At 32.9% G+C, this 20,476-nt stretch carries 18 protein-coding genes and 2 pseudogenes; 6 read left to right on the plus strand and 14 right to left on the minus strand.

Features of this window, described 5'->3' with window-relative positions; genetic code table 11:
• Nucleotides 1-61 precede the first annotated feature (61 nt).
• The 12 genes and pseudogenes from larB to C1I91_RS18055 form a co-directional block, all read right to left on the minus strand.
• On the minus strand, nt 62-808 hold the full coding sequence (gene larB / locus C1I91_RS18000) for a nickel pincer cofactor biosynthesis protein LarB (RefSeq protein WP_128214115.1): 747 nt from the start codon (nt 806-808) through the stop codon (nt 62-64).
• Between the two features lie 8 nt (nt 809-816).
• Complete coding sequence (gene larE, locus C1I91_RS18005; RefSeq protein ID WP_128214116.1) at nt 817-1,668, minus strand: ATP-dependent sacrificial sulfur transferase LarE; 852 nt, start codon at nt 1,666-1,668, stop codon at nt 817-819.
• A 36-nt stretch (nt 1,669-1,704) separates the two neighbouring features.
• Nucleotides 1,705-3,108 carry a nickel pincer cofactor biosynthesis protein LarC gene (gene larC / locus C1I91_RS18010; protein ID WP_128214117.1) on the minus strand — a complete coding sequence of 468 codons (1,404 nt, stop codon included), beginning with the start codon at nt 3,106-3,108 and terminating at the stop codon, nt 1,705-1,707.
• A 224-nt stretch (nt 3,109-3,332) separates the two neighbouring features.
• The gene (locus C1I91_RS18015) at nt 3,333-4,475 is read right to left on the minus strand and encodes an aldo/keto reductase (RefSeq protein WP_128214118.1); all 1,143 of its coding nucleotides are present in this window, start codon (nt 4,473-4,475) and stop codon (nt 3,333-3,335) included.
• 406 nt (nt 4,476-4,881) lie between these two features.
• The gene (gene amrS, locus C1I91_RS18020; RefSeq protein ID WP_128214119.1) at nt 4,882-5,736 is read right to left on the minus strand and encodes an AmmeMemoRadiSam system radical SAM enzyme; all 855 of its coding nucleotides are present in this window, start codon (nt 5,734-5,736) and stop codon (nt 4,882-4,884) included.
• Between the two features lie 14 nt (nt 5,737-5,750).
• Nucleotides 5,751-6,221, minus strand: a pseudogene (gene amrA, locus C1I91_RS18025) (AmmeMemoRadiSam system protein A); the annotation flags it as partial.
• 79 nt (nt 6,222-6,300) lie between these two features.
• Nucleotides 6,301-7,710 (minus strand): group II intron reverse transcriptase/maturase, encoded by a 1,410-nt coding sequence (gene ltrA, locus C1I91_RS18030; RefSeq protein WP_205694228.1) that lies wholly within the window; start codon nt 7,708-7,710, stop codon nt 6,301-6,303.
• Nucleotides 7,711-8,222: 512 nt separating this feature from the next.
• On the minus strand, nt 8,223-9,548 hold the full coding sequence (locus C1I91_RS18035; RefSeq protein WP_128214120.1) for an IS4 family transposase: 1,326 nt from the start codon (nt 9,546-9,548) through the stop codon (nt 8,223-8,225).
• A 231-nt stretch (nt 9,549-9,779) separates the two neighbouring features.
• Nucleotides 9,780-10,715 (minus strand): annotated as a pseudogene (gene amrB, locus C1I91_RS18040) (AmmeMemoRadiSam system protein B); the annotation flags it as partial.
• A gap of 101 nt (nt 10,716-10,816) precedes the next feature.
• Nucleotides 10,817-11,011, minus strand: a complete 195-nt coding sequence (locus C1I91_RS18045; protein ID WP_128214121.1) for a helix-turn-helix transcriptional regulator — start codon at nt 11,009-11,011, stop codon at nt 10,817-10,819.
• Nucleotides 11,012-11,027: 16 nt separating this feature from the next.
• Nucleotides 11,028-11,723: a DUF6773 family protein gene (locus C1I91_RS18050; RefSeq protein WP_128214122.1), complete on the minus strand. Its 696-nt coding sequence runs from the start codon at nt 11,721-11,723 to the stop codon at nt 11,028-11,030.
• A gap of 236 nt (nt 11,724-11,959) precedes the next feature.
• Complete coding sequence (locus tag C1I91_RS18055; RefSeq protein WP_128214123.1) at nt 11,960-13,693, minus strand: oleate hydratase; 1,734 nt, start codon at nt 13,691-13,693, stop codon at nt 11,960-11,962.
• A 172-nt stretch (nt 13,694-13,865) separates the two neighbouring features.
• Here C1I91_RS18055 and C1I91_RS28290 point away from each other — a divergent pair, with 172 nt between their 5' ends.
• The 6 genes from C1I91_RS28290 (at nt 13,866) to C1I91_RS18080 (ending at nt 18,706) form a co-directional block, all read left to right on the plus strand.
• Complete coding sequence (locus tag C1I91_RS28290) at nt 13,866-14,024, plus strand: hypothetical protein (protein ID WP_164880578.1); 159 nt, start codon at nt 13,866-13,868, stop codon at nt 14,022-14,024.
• Between the two features lie 305 nt (nt 14,025-14,329).
• Nucleotides 14,330-15,460, plus strand: coding sequence for an SGNH/GDSL hydrolase family protein (locus C1I91_RS18060; RefSeq protein WP_128214124.1), 1,131 nt, complete (start codon nt 14,330-14,332; stop codon nt 15,458-15,460).
• A 360-nt stretch (nt 15,461-15,820) separates the two neighbouring features.
• Entirely contained in the window at nt 15,821-16,195 is a 375-nt protein-coding gene (locus C1I91_RS18065) for a GntR family transcriptional regulator (RefSeq protein ID WP_338032559.1), read from the plus strand.
• Nucleotides 16,182-16,877 (plus strand): ABC transporter ATP-binding protein, encoded by a 696-nt coding sequence (locus C1I91_RS18070; RefSeq protein ID WP_128214126.1) that lies wholly within the window; start codon nt 16,182-16,184, stop codon nt 16,875-16,877. Before C1I91_RS18065 ends, C1I91_RS18070 begins: the two co-directional genes overlap by 14 nt.
• Entirely contained in the window at nt 16,871-17,701 is an 831-nt protein-coding gene (locus tag C1I91_RS18075) for a hypothetical protein (RefSeq protein ID WP_128214127.1), read from the plus strand. The genes C1I91_RS18070 and C1I91_RS18075 overlap by 7 nt, the downstream gene beginning before the upstream one ends.
• Nucleotides 17,702-18,055: 354 nt before the next feature.
• The gene (locus C1I91_RS18080; protein WP_128214128.1) at nt 18,056-18,706 is read left to right on the plus strand and encodes a pentapeptide repeat-containing protein; all 651 of its coding nucleotides are present in this window, start codon (nt 18,056-18,058) and stop codon (nt 18,704-18,706) included.
• A 119-nt stretch (nt 18,707-18,825) separates the two neighbouring features.
• Here C1I91_RS18080 and C1I91_RS18085 read toward each other — a convergent pair whose 3' ends face one another.
• Both C1I91_RS18085 and tnpC read right to left on the minus strand, forming a co-directional pair.
• Nucleotides 18,826-19,290 carry a PIN domain-containing protein gene (locus tag C1I91_RS18085; RefSeq protein ID WP_128214129.1) on the minus strand — a complete coding sequence of 155 codons (465 nt, stop codon included), beginning with the start codon at nt 19,288-19,290 and terminating at the stop codon, nt 18,826-18,828.
• Nucleotides 19,291-19,607: 317 nt separating this feature from the next.
• Nucleotides 19,608-20,396 carry an IS66 family transposase gene (tnpC, locus tag C1I91_RS29060; protein ID WP_238475826.1) on the minus strand — a complete coding sequence of 263 codons (789 nt, stop codon included), beginning with the start codon at nt 20,394-20,396 and terminating at the stop codon, nt 19,608-19,610.
• Nucleotides 20,397-20,476: the final 80 nt, after the last annotated feature.

Below are 20,476 nucleotides of genomic sequence, written 5' to 3' on the forward strand. Positions count from 1 at the left end.
GCAATAATATTTTTCTTTAATTTTATAACATTAACTTATATAGGATATCTTTATTACAAACTTATAACTGGTTAATCATGCTTGCATTATAAGCAGCACCAAAGCCATTATCTATATTAACAACGCTTATACCATTTGCACAGCTATTAAGCATTGATAGGAGCGCCGCAAAACCTCCAAAGTTTGCTCCATAACCAATACTAGTAGGAACAGCAATAACTGGTTTGTCTACTAGTCCTCCAATTACACTTGCAAGAGCCCCTTCCATACCAGCGATAACAATCACTACTTTAGCTCCTCTTATGACCTCAAGTCTAGCAAACAACCTGTGTATTCCTGCAACCCCTACATCTACAATCTTCTCTACTCTGTTTCCAAGAATCATCGCAGTCTCCGCTGCTTCTTCCACTACAGGTAAGTCAGAGGTTCCAGCAGAAACTATAGCTATGTAGCTTTCAGTTGGTTCCAAAGCATTCTTCCTTATAGTTATAGTCCTTCCAAGCTTGTTGTAGTTAGCATCATCACATATTTCTTTAACAGCCTTAAACATTTCTTCGCTGGCTCTAGTAGCTAGTATATTACTATCCTTTGTAAGCATAAACTCAACTATATTTTTTACCTGTTCTACGGTCTTGCCTTCACAGTATATTACTTCTGGATAACCTGTTCTTATTTGCCTATGGTTATCAATTACAGCAAAACCTAGATCCTTAAAAGGTAGATCTTCTATTTCTTTAGCTGCAGTATCTATTTCTATTTCATTATTTTTAACTGCTTCAAGTAGCTTTATTATATCAATCTTGTCCATAATTACCTCTAGTTAAGACTCTTTTTTTGTATAGTAAATAGAGCTTTCTCTTCTTTTTTCAAAACTTCATTCATGCTACCTGTTCTGTAACCTAACATGTCTAGGGTAACATAAGTAAAGCCAATTTCTTTAAATCTTTCGCCTATCTTGTCCATAACCTCAATATCAAAGAATTGTTTTCTTTCTTCTGGTGAAACTTCTATTCTTGCGATTTCTCCATGATGCCTTACTCTCACTTGTCTTATCCCCATATCAAGAAGAAACTGTTCCGCTTGATCTACCATCTTAAGTTTTGGCATGGTTATCTTATGCCCATAAGGAAATCTTGAGGATAGACATGCAAAGGATGGTTTATCCCAGGTTGGCAGCCCAAGCTCCTTTGATAACTCTCTTATATCATTTTTTGTTAGCCCTGCTAGCTTTAACGGACTTATAACTTCCAATTCTTTTGCAGCCTGCATACCTGGTCTATAGTCACCGTTATCATCTAAATTAGAACCGTCAAATACATACTCTACCGCATTCTCTTTAGCCACTTCTTTAATTTTTGTAAAAAGCTCCTTCTTACAAAAATAGCATCTGTTTTTAGGATTACTAGCAAAACCCTCTATGTCAAGTTCCTCTGAGGAAATGATTAGATGCTTAACGCCCATGTCCTCTGCATATTTAATAGCTTCTTTCAACTCTCTTTCTGGGTAAGTTGATGAGGTAGCTGTCACAGCTATTACCTTGTCTCCTAGAACTTCATAAGCAACCTTTACCAGAAAAGTACTGTCTACTCCACCGGAAAAAGCTACTGCAGCACTTCCTTTTTCTTTAATTATATCTTTTAGTAATTGAAATTTCTCTTTAAGCAACATATTACTCACTCCTAATTTCTTATTAGTCTAAGATTCCTACTTAATTAATTTGTTTACTTCACTATAAACCTTTAATAGTGGAATGTCTTTTTCTATTGCTATCTTCTTACAATCTTCATATTCAGCTTTAGCTTTAACTAATTCTCCCTTATAGTAAGAATTTTTTACAACCACTTGTCCATAGGCTGTATTTACTTTTGAAAAATCCCTACTTAACATAACTTTTTCAACCTTGAATTTTCTTACACCAATAGATGTAGTTTCTTTAAATATTATTGCTAGAACTTTTTCTTCGTTAGCACTGTTAGTTAGAACGCTTAGCTTTATGGCTGGTCTTCCTTTTTTCATGATTATTGGAGTCTTAAATACATCCAACGCACCTGAAGAAAAAAGCTTTTCTTCTATATAGCCATACATCTCTGGATTCATATCATCTATATTTGTTTCAAGTAAAAGCTGTTCCTCTATTTCTTCAGCTTTAACTTGCTCTCCTAAGTAAACTCTTAACACATTAGGTATATCCAATTCTCTAGTTCCAAGACCGTATCCTATGCTTTTTATTTCAAACTCCATCTTGTCAGTGAAGCTATTAACATTTTCTGCTAAAATAGCCGCCCCTGTTGGAGTGGTAGTTTCAAAATTAACTATTCCAGTTTTTACAGGTATATTTTTAAGTATTCTTATTGTGGCTGGAGCAGGAACTGGTATAAGCCCATGGGCGCATTTTACAAATCCCCCACCAAGCTGTACTGTAGATGCCATTATTTTATCTACCTTTAAGTAATCTAGTGCTATGGCAGCTCCAACTATATCTATTATGGAATCAATAGCACCAACTTCATGGAAATGAACTTCTTCTATTGACTTACCATGTACTTCTGCTTCTGCCTCAGCTACTCTCATAAATATAGCTAGACTTAAGTTCTTAACGCTTTCACTTAAATCACTGGAATTTATTATATTCTCAATATCTTTTAAATTTCTATGACCATGATGTTCATGGTGATGATGGTCATCATGAGCTTCATGAATATGATCATGTTCTATATGTTGGTGTTCATGCTCTGTATGCTGATGCTCATGATTATTGTCATGACTATGAATGTGATTATGCTGTCCATGTTCGTCATCAGAATTGTGGCTATGAACATGCTTATACTCAATACCATTAGCATCTACATGAGTATGATACTCCTCTACACGCTCTTCCTCAGTATGTATATGACTATGACTGTCCTGCTTTTTTATGATAACATCTACTTTAGTTCCGGTTATTCCATTCTTAATCCCTTTTTCAATCTTTATTTCATATTCAGAAGAAATATTCAATTTTGATATTTCCTTAAGTAAATATTCCTTATCTACGCCTAAATCAATTAGTGCCCCTAGATTCATATCTCCACTGATTCCGCAAAAACAATCATAATATAATATCTTCATCTTATTCTCTCCATTGAATTTATTATTTAGGCTCTATTAAAGTATCATGTTGAAATGAAGTGTACAGTCATCCGATGCTTAGATGAGCTTGCGCATATAGCATCTCCTTCATAACCACTTAATTTCAATAATATTATTTAACATAGCCATTATTTAAATAACTGCTCTAGCAAAAATGAAATTTGCTAGAGCAACCTAATAATAATTATATCTTTATCTAACTTCTATGCCAAAACCGCTCTTATATCTTTTAAATGTTCGCGAATTTTAATTCCTTGAGGACAGTGAGTTTCACATTTACCGCATTGTACGCAGCTTGTAGCTCTTTCTTTTTCAGGAATATATTTATATGATTCATCTCCTGGGAACATATTGTAGTTATTGTAAGCACTGAAGCACCTAGGAATATTAACACCTGCTGGGCATGGCATACAATAAGCACAAGCAGTACAGTTTACCTTAACTTTACTTTCTATAATATTCTTAACATCAGTAACTAGCTGTAATTCTTTTTCAGTTAGTGAGTTTTCTTCAGCTTCGCTAGCTGTTTTTATGTTTTCAACCACTTGCTCTAAAGTATTCATCCCACTAAGTACTACCTTAACTTCTGGATGATTCCATACCCATCTTAAAGCCCACTCTGCAGGAGTTCTCTTTACTTCAGCAGTATCAAAGGCAGCTTTAGCTTCATTTGGAAGATTATTAACTAACTTTCCGCCTCTTATAGGTTCCATTATAGTAATACCCAAGCCTCTTTCCGCTGCATACTCTAAACCTTCAGTACCAGCTTGGAACTCTTCATCTAAATAGTTATACTGTATTTGGCAGAAAGACCAATCATAAGAGTCAACTATTTCTTTAAATACTTCTAACTTATCATGGAAAGAGAATCCTGCATGCTTTATCCTTCCATCCTTAATAGCTGAATCTAAAAATTCATTTATTCCATTAGCTTTTAGCCTGTCCCAATCACCCTTGTTAAGAGCATGTACTAAATAAAAATCTATATGATCTGTATCTAAACGCTCTAATTGCTCATTCAAATATTTGTCCATATCGCTTCTAGACTTTATTAACCAGCTTGGAAGCTTTGTTGCTAGCTTTACCTTTTCTCTATATCCGTCTTTTAGAACTCTTCCAACAAAAGGTTCACTTGCTCCTCCACCTTTTGTCATTCCATTACCATGATATGGGTAAGCAGTATCTATATAGTTTACACCGTTATCTATGGCATATCTTACTAATTTTGTAGCCTTTTCTTCATCAATCTGAGATGGATCTCCTCCTGGAATTAAAGGAAGTCTCATACATCCAAAGCCTAAAATCGAAACCTTTTCATTTGTCTTACCAAAATTTCTGTATAACATTACAACTCCTCCTCTTAAATAATACCATTACTCTTAAATTCTTCTTATTATTCTAACTTACTCTTCGGCTTCCACACATTATAAATATTACACCCTTAAGTATACTCTAAGTCAATACATCGTTAAAATATTTTTCGTAAAATGAAAAAGTAAGTTCTTCATTGCAATATTAAATTCACACTTTTAATAGCATATTCTTTATAACATGTTACTAAATATTACTCTTAGCTTTCGTCTAATATCTTTAATGTAATAATTGGACTGAATCAAAAAAAATTGGTTTCCTAAAAAATTAGATTAAATAGAAAACCTTCAAAGCTCACTTTGAAGGTTAGAAAGACCAAAAGAAAAGATTATAAGTTCAATGATATGGTGGTTTAACATACTCTAATTTATATAAAATATATCATACGTTTCCTAACATAACTCTATTTAAATACCTTCTTGCTGTTATTTCTGCATCTCTCATAAATTTTAGATCTGTAGGCGAATTCATAAGTTTATACCTTGGGAAGTATCTTGAAAGGTGCAATGGAATATCCTTATCTATGGAACTTAAGAACTTTGCAATCTCCTCTACTTCCTCTAAACTATCATTTTCTTCACTAACAAGTAAGGTAGTTATCTCAACATGACAAGCCTTAGAGGCTATTTCTATAGTTTTTAAAACCGGCTGTAAACTTCCTCCGCATAACTCTTTATAGTATCTATTGCTATAGCTTTTTAAATCTATATTCATTGCATCTACGTAAGGCAGAAGCATTTTTAAAGGTTCTTCACTGATATAACCGTTAGTGACTATAACAACAGATGATTCTTTACTAGTTTCCTTCAAAAGTTTAGCACAATCATATACATATTCATACCAAATACTAGGCTCATTGTAGGTAAAGGCTATACCAATATTATCTTTTGTAGTTAGTATGGTATCCACCAATTCCTCTTTAGTTACAAGTTCACTTTTAGCTATTTGCTGAGATATATTATAATTCTGGCAAAAGCCACATACAAAATTACAGCCATAGCTTCCTACAGATAATATATAAGAACCTGGTTTAAAGTAATACAGTGGTTTCTTTTCAATAGGATCTAAGGAAGCAGAGGTTATTTCTCCATAGTTTAAGCTATAAAGCTTTCCATCTTCATGAGTTCTTACATTACATTTTCCAATGTGTCCATTTTCAATTACGCAATTGTGTGGACATAGATAACAATGCACTTTGTCCTTCAGCTGCTCATAAAACATAGCTTCTCTTTTCATCTTTTTCCCACTTCCTAGCTTTCTTTATGTCTTATTACCTGAAATCTTTGAATAGTATAATCTTCATCAGGGTCTATGTTACCTTTTTCTAAAGCTATGGAAAGCTGTTCTTCTACAGTATCCACACCCTCCAAATCTGGAAGTAAAAGACCTGTCTTTCCCATATGCCTTACAATAACACCATACTCACTTGGATTTAAGTCTTCTTTAGAAGCAACTTCTGGCTCTGTTAATACATCAACTGAAAAATCAATATCCATAAGTTCTTCTTCTTCCACTTCATAAAATCTAGGATCATTTAGTCCTGCTTCTATAGCATTTCTAATAATCTCCTTTGCAACACTATCTGTTGCTGGAAATATGGTCCCTATACATCCTCTTAAGTCTCCATGCTTTTTGAGAGAAACAAATACACCTCTCTGCATATTTTTCATTTCATTTGGTACATAGTCAGGTATTTCTTTTAGCTTTCTTCTTGTGGTCAATCGAGTGGGAGCTGAATAATTATTTTATTCAGCGTCCTCTCACACCACCGTGCATACCGGTCTGGTACACGGCGGTTCTTTAAGTTGAATGAATTTTAATATATTGACGCGTTAGGCTTTTTAAGCCTAAGTCCGAGAAGAATTTATTTGTAAGAGTTGTGTTTAATATTGCACTATTTGCTACTCGCCAGTATCCTTTGCGGGTATTGGCAAACTTTATAGCTTGGTAGTGTTCAAGTCCCAGCTTCTTAAGGTTTTTATATCTAGTTCTAACTTTCTTCCACTGTTTCCATATACACATTCTTAATCTTTTCCTTATCCAAATATCTAAATGCTCCACTATTCCTTTGCATTTGGCTATTCCATAATAGTTAATCCAACCAATATTAATTTGGTTCAATTTTTCTATTCTTTGTTCCAAAGTTATCGGTTTTGATCTAGATAGGACTTCTCTGATTTTATCTTTGTATCTCTTTAACGATTGCTTTGATATAGATGAGTATGCTTTACCAAACATTAGGTTTAGCGTGAATCCTAGAAACTTTCTCTTCCAAGGTCTATCTACTGCACTTTTATCTCTGTTCACCTTCAATTTGAGTTTGCCTTCAATGAAATTTGTTATATTTGCCATTACTCTTTTCCCAGCTCTCTCACTTTTAACATAGATATTACAGTCGTCCGCGTAGCGACAAAATTTATGACCTCTCATTTCTAACTCTTTATCTAGTTCATCTAGCATTATGTTAGATAATAGTGGACTCAACGGTCCTCCTTGTGGAGTTCCTTCTTCATTTCTGACCACTACACCATTTATCATTATTCCTGACTGAAGATATTTCCTTATTAGGGATAATACTCTCTTATCCTTAATGCTTCTTGATAATTTATGCATTAAGATATCATGGTTAACCTTATCAAAGAATTTCTCTAAGTCCATATCAACAACCCACCTATAGCCATCATTGATATACTGTTCTGCTTTCTTAATTGCATCTTTAGCTCCTCTTTGAGGGCGGAAGCCAAAGCTACTTTCAGAGAATCTTCTATCATAAATACTATTTAATTCTTGAGCAATAGCTTGTTGGATAAGTCTATCCAAAACTGTAGGTATACCTAAGAGCCTAGTTCCACCATTAGGTTTTGGAATTTCTACTCTTCTAACTGGCATTGGTCTATACTCACCATTAAGAATACTTTCTCTAATAGATATCCAGTTTGTTTTCAAAAATTGTTTAAGTTCATAAACTGTCATTCCGTCCACGCCGTGGCTACCTTTATTAGAAATTACTCTTTTAAGAGCCAAGTTCATATTATCCTTGGATAATATCCTTTCTAGTGAGCCATATTCAAATCCACTGATTTTCTCCTTTGGAGTTGCCGAGAATTCTCTATGCACTCTTTGCTTATCTTCGAGTTCCACTCTATCTTGGGCACTAGAGCCTAAATATTTAGTTTTCTGCAATCTTTGAGTATTCTGCGAAACTTTCAAACTTGAAAACCTCCTTAAAGTTCAGTCCTTCATCCGCTATCGCGATTAGCGGAGTTACTATGACTTCTGCTGACTTCTGATAGTTCAGTTACATATCGCTATGTAGGTTACCGCTTAGAAATTCATCTTTGTTAGCGATGTATCTATCAGACCTCCCCAGGTAAGAACAACAACCTTCATCTCATATATCTGCTACATTTACTCCTAGGAATTGGGATAGTGTAGGACTTCGTTTTGTATTGCAAACTCGTCCGTTCCTAGTAAGCCTTGTATGTAGTTCGTATCCCTCAGACCGAGACTTTGCCTTAAGCTTCCTTCAGATTCCACCTCACGATGGACACCCTTGCCCTTAGCTAGTGGTTCCCACTCAATGTCATCAACTTAACAGAGAATTTGATTTTTTGCTTAAACTTACCTCGCTAGGGGAGGGAGGCGGCATGAAAATTATTGCATAGCAAATAAGCTATTCAATAATTAAATTTTTGAATAGTCCATATTCTTCATGCAGATCTCTAACTATTACGTCGAATGTTTAATCTAGCCTTATTTCTACCTTTATAAAAAGTTCTAGGAAAGGTTCTCCCAGGCCTTATAGGAACTAAGTTTTCCATAATTTCTCCTAACATGTATTCATACAATTGCTTACGTTTTAAATCATCATCCTCTACTGCAATTTTTATAATGTACTCTTTAAATGTTCCTATTAGAATGTTCATATTCACCTTATATTCATACTTAAGGTCCTTATTCTTGTTTTCCTCAAGTTGTTTATTTGCATCATTTTTTAAGTCTTCTACCATATTAAACAATAGTATTTGTGCATAAAAATCTTGTTCAATTATCACCTTTTTTCTGCCTGAGATATTTTCTATATGCAACTTATTCTTGATAACGTCATAGGCAGTTTCTATACCCCATCGTTTAAAGTATAATTGACCTATCTCTTTAGTATCCATTAGATCATATGGTATGTTGGTAATTAAGTATTCTACTTCACCTGTTGACAATACTACCCGTACTAGCCTTGTGTCTATTCCTCCAGCCTGTTTGGCCTTCATTTTAAGCTCTTCATCCATAAAGTTTTTTAGTCTGTCTTTTGTAATCTTTAAATTCACTATTTCATCATCATTCTTCATTGAATTCTTTTCTTGCGCATATATGTCACTTTGCAATCTAAATAAATAGAGAATTGGCATATGCTTTAGGTGAAATAGTATGTCAAGTGATGCATAACCTCTATCAAATATAGTTATTATTTTTTTATCATTTCCAACTATTCTAAGCATATTTTCAATATTTTTCTTAGCCAAAGGTCTTTCTTGTGCACTATATTTTTCTAGTATTGCGTCAATCATTATGTTGTTTTCTACATCATAAATACCAGAGGCCTTCGCACGAGCACTTTTTCTAGTATTTTTAGATGTTGGCGACTGACACTCATATTCTTTTTGAAGTTCTTTCGTATTTGGTATTTCTAAAACTGTACCATCAACAGCTGTAATAATATATCCTTTGTAGGTCTTATATTCACTCCCTTTATATATAGCTTCCACATACTCACGATTTAACTGTTTAAACACCTCAGGATTTAAGCGACAGCGCTGCTTACAAAAGGCTTGTTTTGTGACTCGATTCTCTCGTCTGTTTACTTCTTTGAAATAGTTATTGATTTCCATTGTTATTGTTTTACCTTTCTGACTTAATATATATCTTAGTATGTCTGCAAAAGGCATTTTCCTTTCCCTAATGAAATCTTTCTTTTCTAATCTACCAATTTCTTTGATTCTTTCAGTAGTAAATTTTTCAAAAGTCTCTAGTATTCGCTCGTAGGCTTTCATCTTTAGTTCCTATTCTGAAGATATCCTTTCTATATTTTTTACAAAATATCGTAAGCTGTAAATCCCTTCAGTGCAATGAAAAACCCTTGGAATTACAGTGTATAAATTCCAAAGGAGATGCTATTAGTATTAAATTTATATTTAATACTCTTAAGTTGATGACATTGGGTTCCCACTATCAAGCCCACAGCGGACTTTCACCGCCAAGTTGTTGCCCATGCTGGGCACACAATAAGTGGTAAGACTTTCTCTAGCAAGTCTTACATAAGGATCACTTTGACTACTCTTTTTTTCATGCTGTGTTTTTCGTATATCTTCAAGCTCTGGAAGCTTTGGCACATCTTCTGATAGCACATTAAATTTCATTACTCCGTAACCTACACCAAAAGTACCCTCGTAGCTTAGTAAGTCACCATTAAATTTGTTTCCTTCTAACGCTCCAAGGAGTGTTACTGTAGATCTCCTACCACATTCTCCTGCTTCACAAACAGTTTCTTTATCTATGCTTAGAACCTTCTTCACATCACCTTTGGCCAAATTGTCAAGGAACTCTTTATCAAACTTTTCACCATAAGGGTTATATCCATAAGGGCCTTCTTCCTTTAATCTATGGGATAAATCTCCACTGGCTATAAGCACAGCATTTGCATTTAAGTCCTCCACTGCTCTTCTTATAGCTATTCCAAACCTATATAAGTCAATATCACTTAAGGCAGCGTAGGTTATATGAACAAATTTATAATCGCTATAGTGCTTATTAATAAAATATAGGGGAACCATAGATCCATGATCTAAAGTTACTGATTGGTCATATTTATTGAGCAAAGAATTTGTAGCCATTACAACAGGTATTCCATCATTATAAGCTAACTCATAAATTTTCTTTGTAAGAGCCTTATCTATTTTAAGCTTCATGGAAACATTAGGAACTCTAAAATTCTTTAAATCTCCATATATCTCATCTTCATAGCTAATTGCTATGGCATCTTGAAACATAACCCCATGGGGAGTCACCAGTATTATAGTATCTGGAGCATTTTTAGCAATATCTTCTCCTATAAAATGAAAACTTTCGCCGGTTGCACTTATCTTTTGCTCTTCCCCTTTTCCCACTTCTGGCAAGGCTATTGGTGGATGAGGAAGCAAATAAAAACCTTTTAAACTCATAGCAATCACCTCTATCATAAATATAAAGATGTACCCCTTCCAAAAACAATATTGTTTATGAAGTAGTACATCTCTATATAGTCTTACCAACAAATATTATATTACTCTTCCCAAAATAGGTCATTTAGAGTTTTATTCAACGCCTTACATATTGATATGCACAAGTTAAGAGTTGGATTATATTTACCAGACTCAATTAAACCAATAGTTTGCCTTGTAACGCCTACAACTTCAGCCAACTGCTCCTGTGATAAGTCGCATTCAATTCTAGCTATTTTCATCTTTTTATTCTTCATTTATTAATCACCTATTTTACACTTCATTTTCATCGTTATATACCATACCACTAATCTGCTCCTCTGCATATTCTTCGGACATATATATATCATGCTTTATTTTAAAGTAACTCACCCCTGAATATATTAAGAAAACTATAGCAATGCCAATTAACGTATGTTTATCTAATATAGTTCCTCTATATATTTCCATTATTATGTTATATCCTACAAAACATAGTCCTCCTATTAAAGCATTTATCTTCAGATTTCTAAGGCTTCTTGCTTCTCGCTTTTTACCTCCAAAGGTAAACAATCCATTTTTAATGGCAACTTTACCATAAACATAGGATGGTAAGATACAAATGGCTGAGTAATAAAAGCTCCAGAAATTTACCATATCAAGTAAAAAAACAGATACAACCACTGCTGCTAGATATATATGTATACAAATATAGAAGCAATGTGCTCTGTATTTACTCTGCAACTGCTTTAAGTACTCATCATCAGTTTTTAAAAGAGGTACTCCTGATATTAATGATCTTAATATCAAATATCCTATTGATATTAGTAAAGCTCCTATGTCGAATACATAATACTTTATAGTTATTTCTAAAAAGATTAGCTTTAATATCAATAATATGCCTATCATAACTAATATAAGAAGAAACATTTGCGCTAAGATTTCATTTTCTTTTTTCTTTATTCTTTCATCCTTTAAAAGATATTTCATCACCATCAATCTCCATCTTTTTACTTTTTTATTAATAAGATAAATATAATATATACTATATATAATGTCAAATATATATTGCATTTAGTTTTGTATATTTTACTTATATCATATTACTTCTTTACCCAAGCTTTAAAAGCATCGTATGGCTCACCACTCGATCTCATCACGGTCATTTAATAAAGTATAAAGAAAAAAAGTACAATAAAGAGAAAACCTTATTGTACCTTCATAATCTATCTAAAAGAAGTCTTCAATGCTTCCTTTAAAACCTTAGGCTTTTTGTTGTATGGTGTTACAGGACATATTTTCTTGTCCTTTACATTAAACAAGGTGTATACAGCTATTCTAGCTGCACGGACCGAATATTCTTCAGTAAACACCATGTCTTCAGGAATTTCAACGAATTGACTTATCATTGCAAAATTTGTTGACCCTTTAGGTACAACCTCAGGACGATCAGTCTTCTTTCGTGGCTGGAACTGAGCATCTATATATGGCATCATACATGGTATTACATTGACCACATCTTCCATTAGCTCTTCAAGGTTATCCTCCATATGGAGATGATGTAATAGCTCTATTAATAATTCTTCTCCTGTACACTCTCTCATTGGTTTCTTTACATAATCTCCAACTCTATCTGTGTACAATCCATACCCCCAGAATATTGTAGTATCCAAAGGTTGATTTCTAAAGTGTGGCTGTGCTGCAACAACTATACTCATAAGCCAATTTGAATCTTTAAAAGTCATAAGCGCTCCACTACCAGGTACATTAGAAGAAAATCTCTCAAGCATCTTAAGAAGCTTATTTCCCTTACAAGTTACAGTGAAGCTCTCCCAATTAGTCTCCTCTGGGTGATTAAAGAATGGCTCTGGGTTGCCAAGTCCCCACTTCTTTTTAGCAATTTTGCTCCAAAGCTCTCCTGACATAGGTTTTTCAGGGTTATAATCTGGTGCTTTATGAAAATCACCTAAGGTGGCATTGTCAGTCATGCATCCATTTATCATGATGCAAACATCTTCATCCTTAAGGGTAATTACCTTTTCACCTTCAACATCTTCAACGTGTATAGCTGTAACGGTAATTTCTTCACCAGCTTTAAAATCCAAATCAGTTACAGTTGCATTAATGCTGAAGTCTACCCCAAATTTATCTAAATAAGTCTTAAGCGGCAATATTACTGAGTCATATTGATTGTATGGTGTTCTAGTAACCCCTTCAAGTGTTTCTATACGTGAAAACTCAAATATCATTCTATCCATATATCTTTTAAATTCAAATAGACTCGACCATTTTTGAAAAGCAAAGGTAGTCTGCCACATGTACCAGAAATTAGTCTCAAAAAAATGTGGAGTATGTTTAAACCATTGCTCTATGGTCATATCATCAAGCTTTTCTTCTGGAGTAGCCAAAAGTTTACCAAGTGCTATTCGATCTGCATTGTTAAAGCCCATCCTCTTAACATCTTGAATCTTTCCATTTCTATCGATCAATCTAGCCTTAGCGTGAGTAGGATGTGAATGATCGAAGTTTAATATTTCCTCAGTAACAGTCATTCCTGGCATATCTATTGAAGGTATAGTTGAAAAAAGTTCCCAAAAGTTCTCATAGGTTTCTTCATTTAACATTCTTCCGCCTCTACAGATAAAACCATTTTCCGCATCTCCTGCACCATCATTACTGCCTCCAAGAACCTTAAGGCCTTCAATTATATGAATATTTTCTCCTTTAAAATTACAATCTCTTATAAGATAGGCTGCACCAGCTAATGATGCTAGTCCTCCTCCGATAAAATAAACTTGCCTTTCTCCGTCCTTAAAACTATTAGGCAAAGTATTAGTTTCTTCTTTCTTAGCTCTATCTTTCAACTTCTTAGCACCTACTGCAGCTATAGTGGCCGCTCCAGCAATGGCACCCAGCGCAATCCAAAGATTAGTGTTATCCTTTTTAGAGTTTTTTCCCATACCTTTCCCTCCACGTAACAAATAAAATATTAAGTAAGTTTAAATGCTTTATTTATTTTAATTATAATGCAATAAGAAAATATTGTAATTATACAGTTTATTAATTTTGTATAGAATTATCTATATATAGTACTTCAATCCTTATACTCAAAATAAAGCTTTTTATCAATATATGAAACTTTATTTTGAGGCTATGTTAATGTACTGTGTTGAAATTCAGTGGTCAGTCATCCGATGCTTAGATGAGCTTACGCAAAGAATTAATATGATTTTGTCATATTCCATGGCTAAAACTGTAAACTCACTACGTTCAAACAGTACAGTTTATTAACGCCATTCCATCTGAAAAAATCATTTAATTCTAATTGCTCGCTCATATAGCATCTCCTTCATAACCACTGAATTTCAACAATATTACTAAACATAGCCTATTTTTATAGATTTCGGACCTAAGTTTTACATCCTTAAATTAGGGTTAAATACAATTTAAAAAGCAAGCTCATATAAAGGTATATACATTTAATATATAAATATATTATAATATTTATGTAATTTATAAGAAAACTCAATTAACAACTTAATGTAAAGGTTTTATGCCCAATCTAAATAGTCTAGTTTAATAAGAGGTGATTATCAATGAAAGAAAATACAAATTTAAAAGTGCAGCCACTTTACAATATTGAAAATTTAAAAGTGCATGGAAGAACAACAAATTCTCTTTCCCCACTAGTGTTATTTTGGACAGGTAGTGGTATTGAATTAAATGCAAAAAGCTCTGAGCTTTGGATTGAGTTTGAAGTTGATTATGATTTATACGAGCCTTGGATTAGTGTCCTTATTAACTCTGTTCCTGTAAGCAGACAAATGTTAACTGCAGGAAGGTACTGGATTTGTATATTTAGAGGAATGAATGAAAATACTGTTAAAAATATTCGTATAATAAGGGATGTTCAAGCTATGAACGGTGATCCAAACTGTTCTTTACAAATACATGCATTAAAGTTTGATGGTGAACTTTATCCTGTTGAAGAAAAACCTTATAAGCTTGAGTTCATTGGAGATAGCATTACCTCAGGTGAAGGTGCCATAGGTGCTAAAGCTGAAGAAGATTGGATCTCTATGTGGTTTAGTTCAATTAAAAATTATACTGCAATAACAGCAGAAGCCTTAAATGCAGAATATAGAATTATATCTCAAAGTGGATGGGGAGTTCTTTCAAGCTGGGATAATAATCCTCATTTTAATATTCCTGAATACTATGAAAAAGTTTGTGGTTTACTTACTGGAGAAAAAAATGTAGCTTTAGGTGCCTTTAAAGAGAACGATTTTAATTCCTGGCAGCCAGACATAATTATTGTCAACTTAGGAACAAATGATGGCGGTGCCTTTAACTCTCCAGAATGGAAGGATAGTGTTACAGGAGAAACTTTTAAGCAGAAACTAAATGAAGATGGCTCTTATAATGAAGAAGATCTTAAAGCTTTTGAAACTGCCGCTGAAAACTTTCTTATAAAGCTCAGAAAATATAATAAAACCGCCCATATAGTCTGGGCATATGGAATGCTAGGCTTATCAATGATGCCTTCTATAAATAGAGCTGTAGATTCCTATATTAAGAGAACAGGCGATAAAAAAGTTTCTGTGTTTCAGCTTCCAAATACAACAAATGAAACTGTAGGGGCAAGAAGCCATCCTGGTGAATTATCACATAAAAAAGCAGCAGCAGAACTGGCTGATTATATAAGCCAATTCTTAACTACAAAATAAAGAATTTCATTGAATTCAGTATCATAAATATAGACATACTATTTCAAAACTTGAACTTTAAATAAAGCTCTATAGGGAACCAACTTCAACTATTAATTTATACATGCCACAAAATCCCCAGAAGCCGGGATTTTATAACAAGTATAAATTAAGTTTTCATAAAGGTTCCCTATATAACAAGCTTTTCTTTAAAGGATCTTAATATGAAGTAGTGTGTCTATAATTTTATTACCAACCTTAAGATTCCCTTAAAATCATTAAAATTACATTTTATATATTTACTTCCTACTACAGGTGTACTATCATAATAATACACTAACATAATAATTTCTATTGATTTCTTAGGAGGTGTGATATATTTTGAACTTTAAAGAAAGATCACCTATTTATATTCAAATTATTGAAAAAATAAAGGCTGATATAGTATCTGGAAAGATAAAAGGTGGTGAAAAACTTCCTTCTGTTAGAGATTTTTCCGAGAGTTTTCAGGTGAACCCCAATACAGTTCAAAGAGTTTTTCAAGAGCTTGAAAAAGAAAATATAGCCTATTCTCAGCGTGGTATTGGTACCTTTATTGTTGACGGTGCTGATCTGGTTAATAAACTAAAAAATGCACAAGCTCAAAAATATACCAAAAGATTCATAAACGAAATGTCTTCTCTTGGTATGAATAAAGATGAAATAAACAAATATCTATTAAAAATCTTGGAGGCAAATAGCAATGAATATTCTTGAAGCTAATTCTGTAAGTAAAAATTATCTTTCCAAAAGAGCACTAGTGGATGTAAATCTTACACTTGAAAAGGGAAAAATCCTTGGTCTTCTTGGACCAAATGGTAGTGGCAAAACAACCTTTCTAAAATTGCTTGCAGGACTTATACATCCTTCTAAAGGCAGTATAGAAATTTGCGGAACTGAAGTTGGTTATCTTACAAAGGAAATGGTTTCTTACTTACCAGACAGCGATTTCTTATATCCTTGGATGAAAATTTCTAAAGTAAAAAATATATATGCTACATTTTTTAAGGACTTCAATATGGCAAAATTTGATGAACTCCTTACTTTTATGAAGCTTGATCCTAATTCTACGGTGAAGTCACTTTCGAAAGGTATGAAAGAAAAACTGGCTTTAACTTTAACCTTATCAAGAGAAGCTAAACTTATAGTACTAGATGAACCTCTAAACGGTGTGGATCCCGTAGCTAGAGAAGAGATACTAACAGCTATTATGAAGGGGTTTAACTATGAAAGCTCAATGATAATAACAAGCCACTTAATTAACGAAGTGGAGAGTCTTTTGGATGAAGTATGCTTCTTAAAGCAAGGTAAAATAGTACTAAGATCTGGAGCTGATCAGCTTAGAGAAGAGAAAAATATGAGTCTTGATGAAATCTATAGGGAGGTATTCTCATGTTAATAAATTTGATAAAATATGATTATATGAAAAAATGGAGACATACAAGATTTTTTCTTATAGCGTATATAGTCATAGAAGCTTTACTGTTATTCTATATAAATACACTTCCCTTAGGTAAGATTGCTAGCAGTGCTTTCTCAGTGTCAAATAGCGGAGATACTTCTTTTTCCCTAGACCCAGGCAACATTAATTATGGCTATGTTATGGCAGCAGGCATATTCTTTCTGGTGGTTGGAATTTTCTCGCTTTATTCTATTGTTGAGGGAATAATAGTATACAACTGGGATCTCTCAGGCAAGCAATCTCCCCTTGAGTTAATGCTACCTTACCCTGGCTGGAAAAAAGTACTTTCCAAGTTAATATCAACAGGTTTTAATATATTAGTCTTCGGTATATTAACTACTATATTTACTTTACTTTTCGTACATCAACTGGGAGATAAGACAGCAATATTCGATCCTTCAGTTAACCTACTTAAGCTTTTATACGAAAAAAGTCCTTCTCCTTTAGGATCTAGCTTTATTTCATTATTGCTAACTCTAATAAACTCTAGTTTGACTTTCCTATATATTTGCTTTTGCATAACCGTTTCAAGAGCTATAAATAATAAGAATAAAGCTTCTGTGCTAATATCAATACTTATTTTCATAGTTGGTCTTATAGTAAAACACTATTTAAACTTATTTACAGTGATGTTCCCTATTTATCAATTTGATATATTAGGGAAAATAAATACTCTTTCATACCTATTGCTAAATATAGCATCATTAATAGTTGTTTTCTTTTCGGCCTCCTGGCTTATTGATAATAAAATAGAAAGTTAATGAGAAAAACGCTAAAGCAACTTCTTTAGCGTTTTTCTTGCTTACCTGCCTTTTCTTAATACATATGAATAAATCTAGGCAGGTAATATAATTTTGTTTTTTATTCTTTCAGTTTAATTATATAGATGTACCACTTCACAGTAAAATTTATATTTTCAAATTCTCCTTTCAAAACCCAGAGGAGTTATAAAAATATATTTCGTATTGAAGTTGTACCTCTTTAATATTTAAGTAGACAAATTTCATTCATCTATGTAAAAATATAGTTATGCTTAAAATATACTTGCGAGTTTTAAGATAAACTTATATTTTTGATTAAGTAAAAATACGTACATAAGTAAAGGTGAAAATAATATGGAAAACAAAGCTACTATAAAAATAGTTAAACCAAAGCTATCAAACAACTTAAATACTTTTGATCTTACAGAGGATAATATACTAGATTATGACACAATAACTGAAGCTCATATAAGTGATTGCTACTTAAGTGGATGTGAGGCAGATAGAATATCCTTTAACGAGGTAGTATTTGAAAACGGGACTATCAATGGAGTCTCCCTTCAAAAAGCTGATTTAATTGATGTTAGATTCGAAAATTGCGATCTATGCAATATCGATTTTTCTGAAGCTTCTCTTCTTAGAGTTGAATTTGTTAACTGCAAGATAGTTGGCATTAATTTTAGTGAAGCTGTTCTAAAAGATGTACTGTTTACCAATTGTAATGGTCAATACGCCTTATTCAGATTCTCAGAATTAAAACAAGTACTGTTCCATGAATGTCAGATGCGCTTTTCTGACTATCAAGAAAGTAAATTCACAAAGGTAGAGTTTAGAAACACCGACCTTACTCAAGGACAATTTTTCAATACCAAGTTAAAAGACATGGATTTTAGAAGCTGTGAGATAGATGGAATTTCAGCAAGAGTAGAAGACGTTGCTGGAATGATTGTTTCCACTGCTCAAACCATAACTCTTGTAAGTCTAATGGGAATAGTAGTTAGGTAAATTATTAAAATTAAGGCATTATCTCAGCTATATGGCATGAAATTAGTTCATTCTATATATGCTAAGATAATGCCTATAACTTTTAACTTAATATCAAATTCTATACTACATAACTATAACTATAACTGTACCTGTACTTCTACATTTTCTACCAGGGTCTTTAGAGTGATAACTCTATCTTCTCCTAATATTGTTGTGGCTGCGTTGAATAGGTACTTATCATTTGTAGCTAACACAAGATTTTTATCTAAGTAACAAGTGTATAAAAGCGATAAGTCATTATGGGAAAGTTTGTTTTTTTCATTAACATAGGTATTTCCATTCTTAGAATGCTTTATGTTAAGCGTAGAATAAAACTCTTTAATTGCTTTTCTATCTGTATCTATGATGGAGAATAATAGTTTACAAAACCTCTCTGATAATACTTGTTGTCCTTTATATATACGTCTTTCCTTTATAACAAGCTCTTCACTTACCTCTCTTGATATCTTTATTCTATTATCTTCAATAAGCTTATCAATAACAAAAGGATACTGATTCCAAAGTCCTATTACCACATTTGTATCTAATAAATAATTAATCATAGTCATTACTCCCTTAATATTGATATGTATTTAAAGATAAGGCTCTGTTAAAGTACCATGTTGAAATTCAGTGGTCAACCATCCGATGCTTTTATAAACTTGCACATATAGCATAACCTTATTAACCACTTAATTTTGAAAATATTTTTAGACATAACCAAAGTTAAAAACAGGTATCAAACTCTAGCTATATATCTTATTATTTATATAATTATAATGTAACTATTCAGCTATAGCATATAATTTTATTTTTGATAAAATTTTAGATATGACAAATAGGGGTATCAAAGTCCTTAATACCCCTTAAATAATCTTATCTAAGCCAAGGTCGGATCAACTGGATTTTCTGTAAATGTAGAGTTTATACACTTAAGTGCATTCATGCCTTGCTTTCGCACCGTGGATACATATCCACGAATACGAGTAAATGCTTTAGCGCCACTAACACTTCTAAAGGTTCCAGAGATTTTTTGTTTAACCTTAGCCATTCGCAGATCTCGTTCTGCTAGATTATTATCAAAAGGTATATCAAAGTCATGCATGAAAGCAAGTATCTGTTCTCTATAAGTACTTAATCTATTTAATAAATTAAGGCTAGCACTTTTCTTTGCTTTCTTTTTAGCATAAGACTCACTATTGGCAATATAATCTTCTTTGAAACCATCTTCTAAGATTTGAGTATATCTTTTTTCGAAAGCTTCTATTTTATCTAAGGTTAAAGCATTAGCAATATTCCAATTTAAATCTACTTCTTTCTTTATCTCAATTAGTAGATTTTTCATTGGTTCAGCCCATGATTGTTTTTCTAGATCAGAGATACCATTTAGTTCTCTGAGAATATGGGCGTTACACAGAGAGTGATCACAATCTGTGTATTGAAGATATGTTTTCCAGCAGTCATGGACTGCTGTTCCGATGAAATTAGGTAAAATACCTATAGAGTCAACAGCTTCTTTTCCACGCTTTTCATGTGCTTCATAATATGTATATCTCTCGTTTGAAGCAACATGTAACCATTGACGCTTTTTATCTATAGCCAAACCTGTTTCATCAAAATGTACAGCACCTTGAGAATTAATTAATGATGCTTTTATATTTTTTCTCAATAGGTTTCAAGTTTTCATGACAAGATTCATTAAAATTAACCATTGATCCTTGACTTAAATTTATATCAAATAAATCTGAA

Origin of the sequence: Clostridium manihotivorum (genome assembly GCF_004015185.1) — a bacterium.
Classification (GTDB): domain Bacteria; phylum Bacillota; class Clostridia; order Clostridiales; family Clostridiaceae; genus Clostridium_AR; species Clostridium_AR manihotivorum.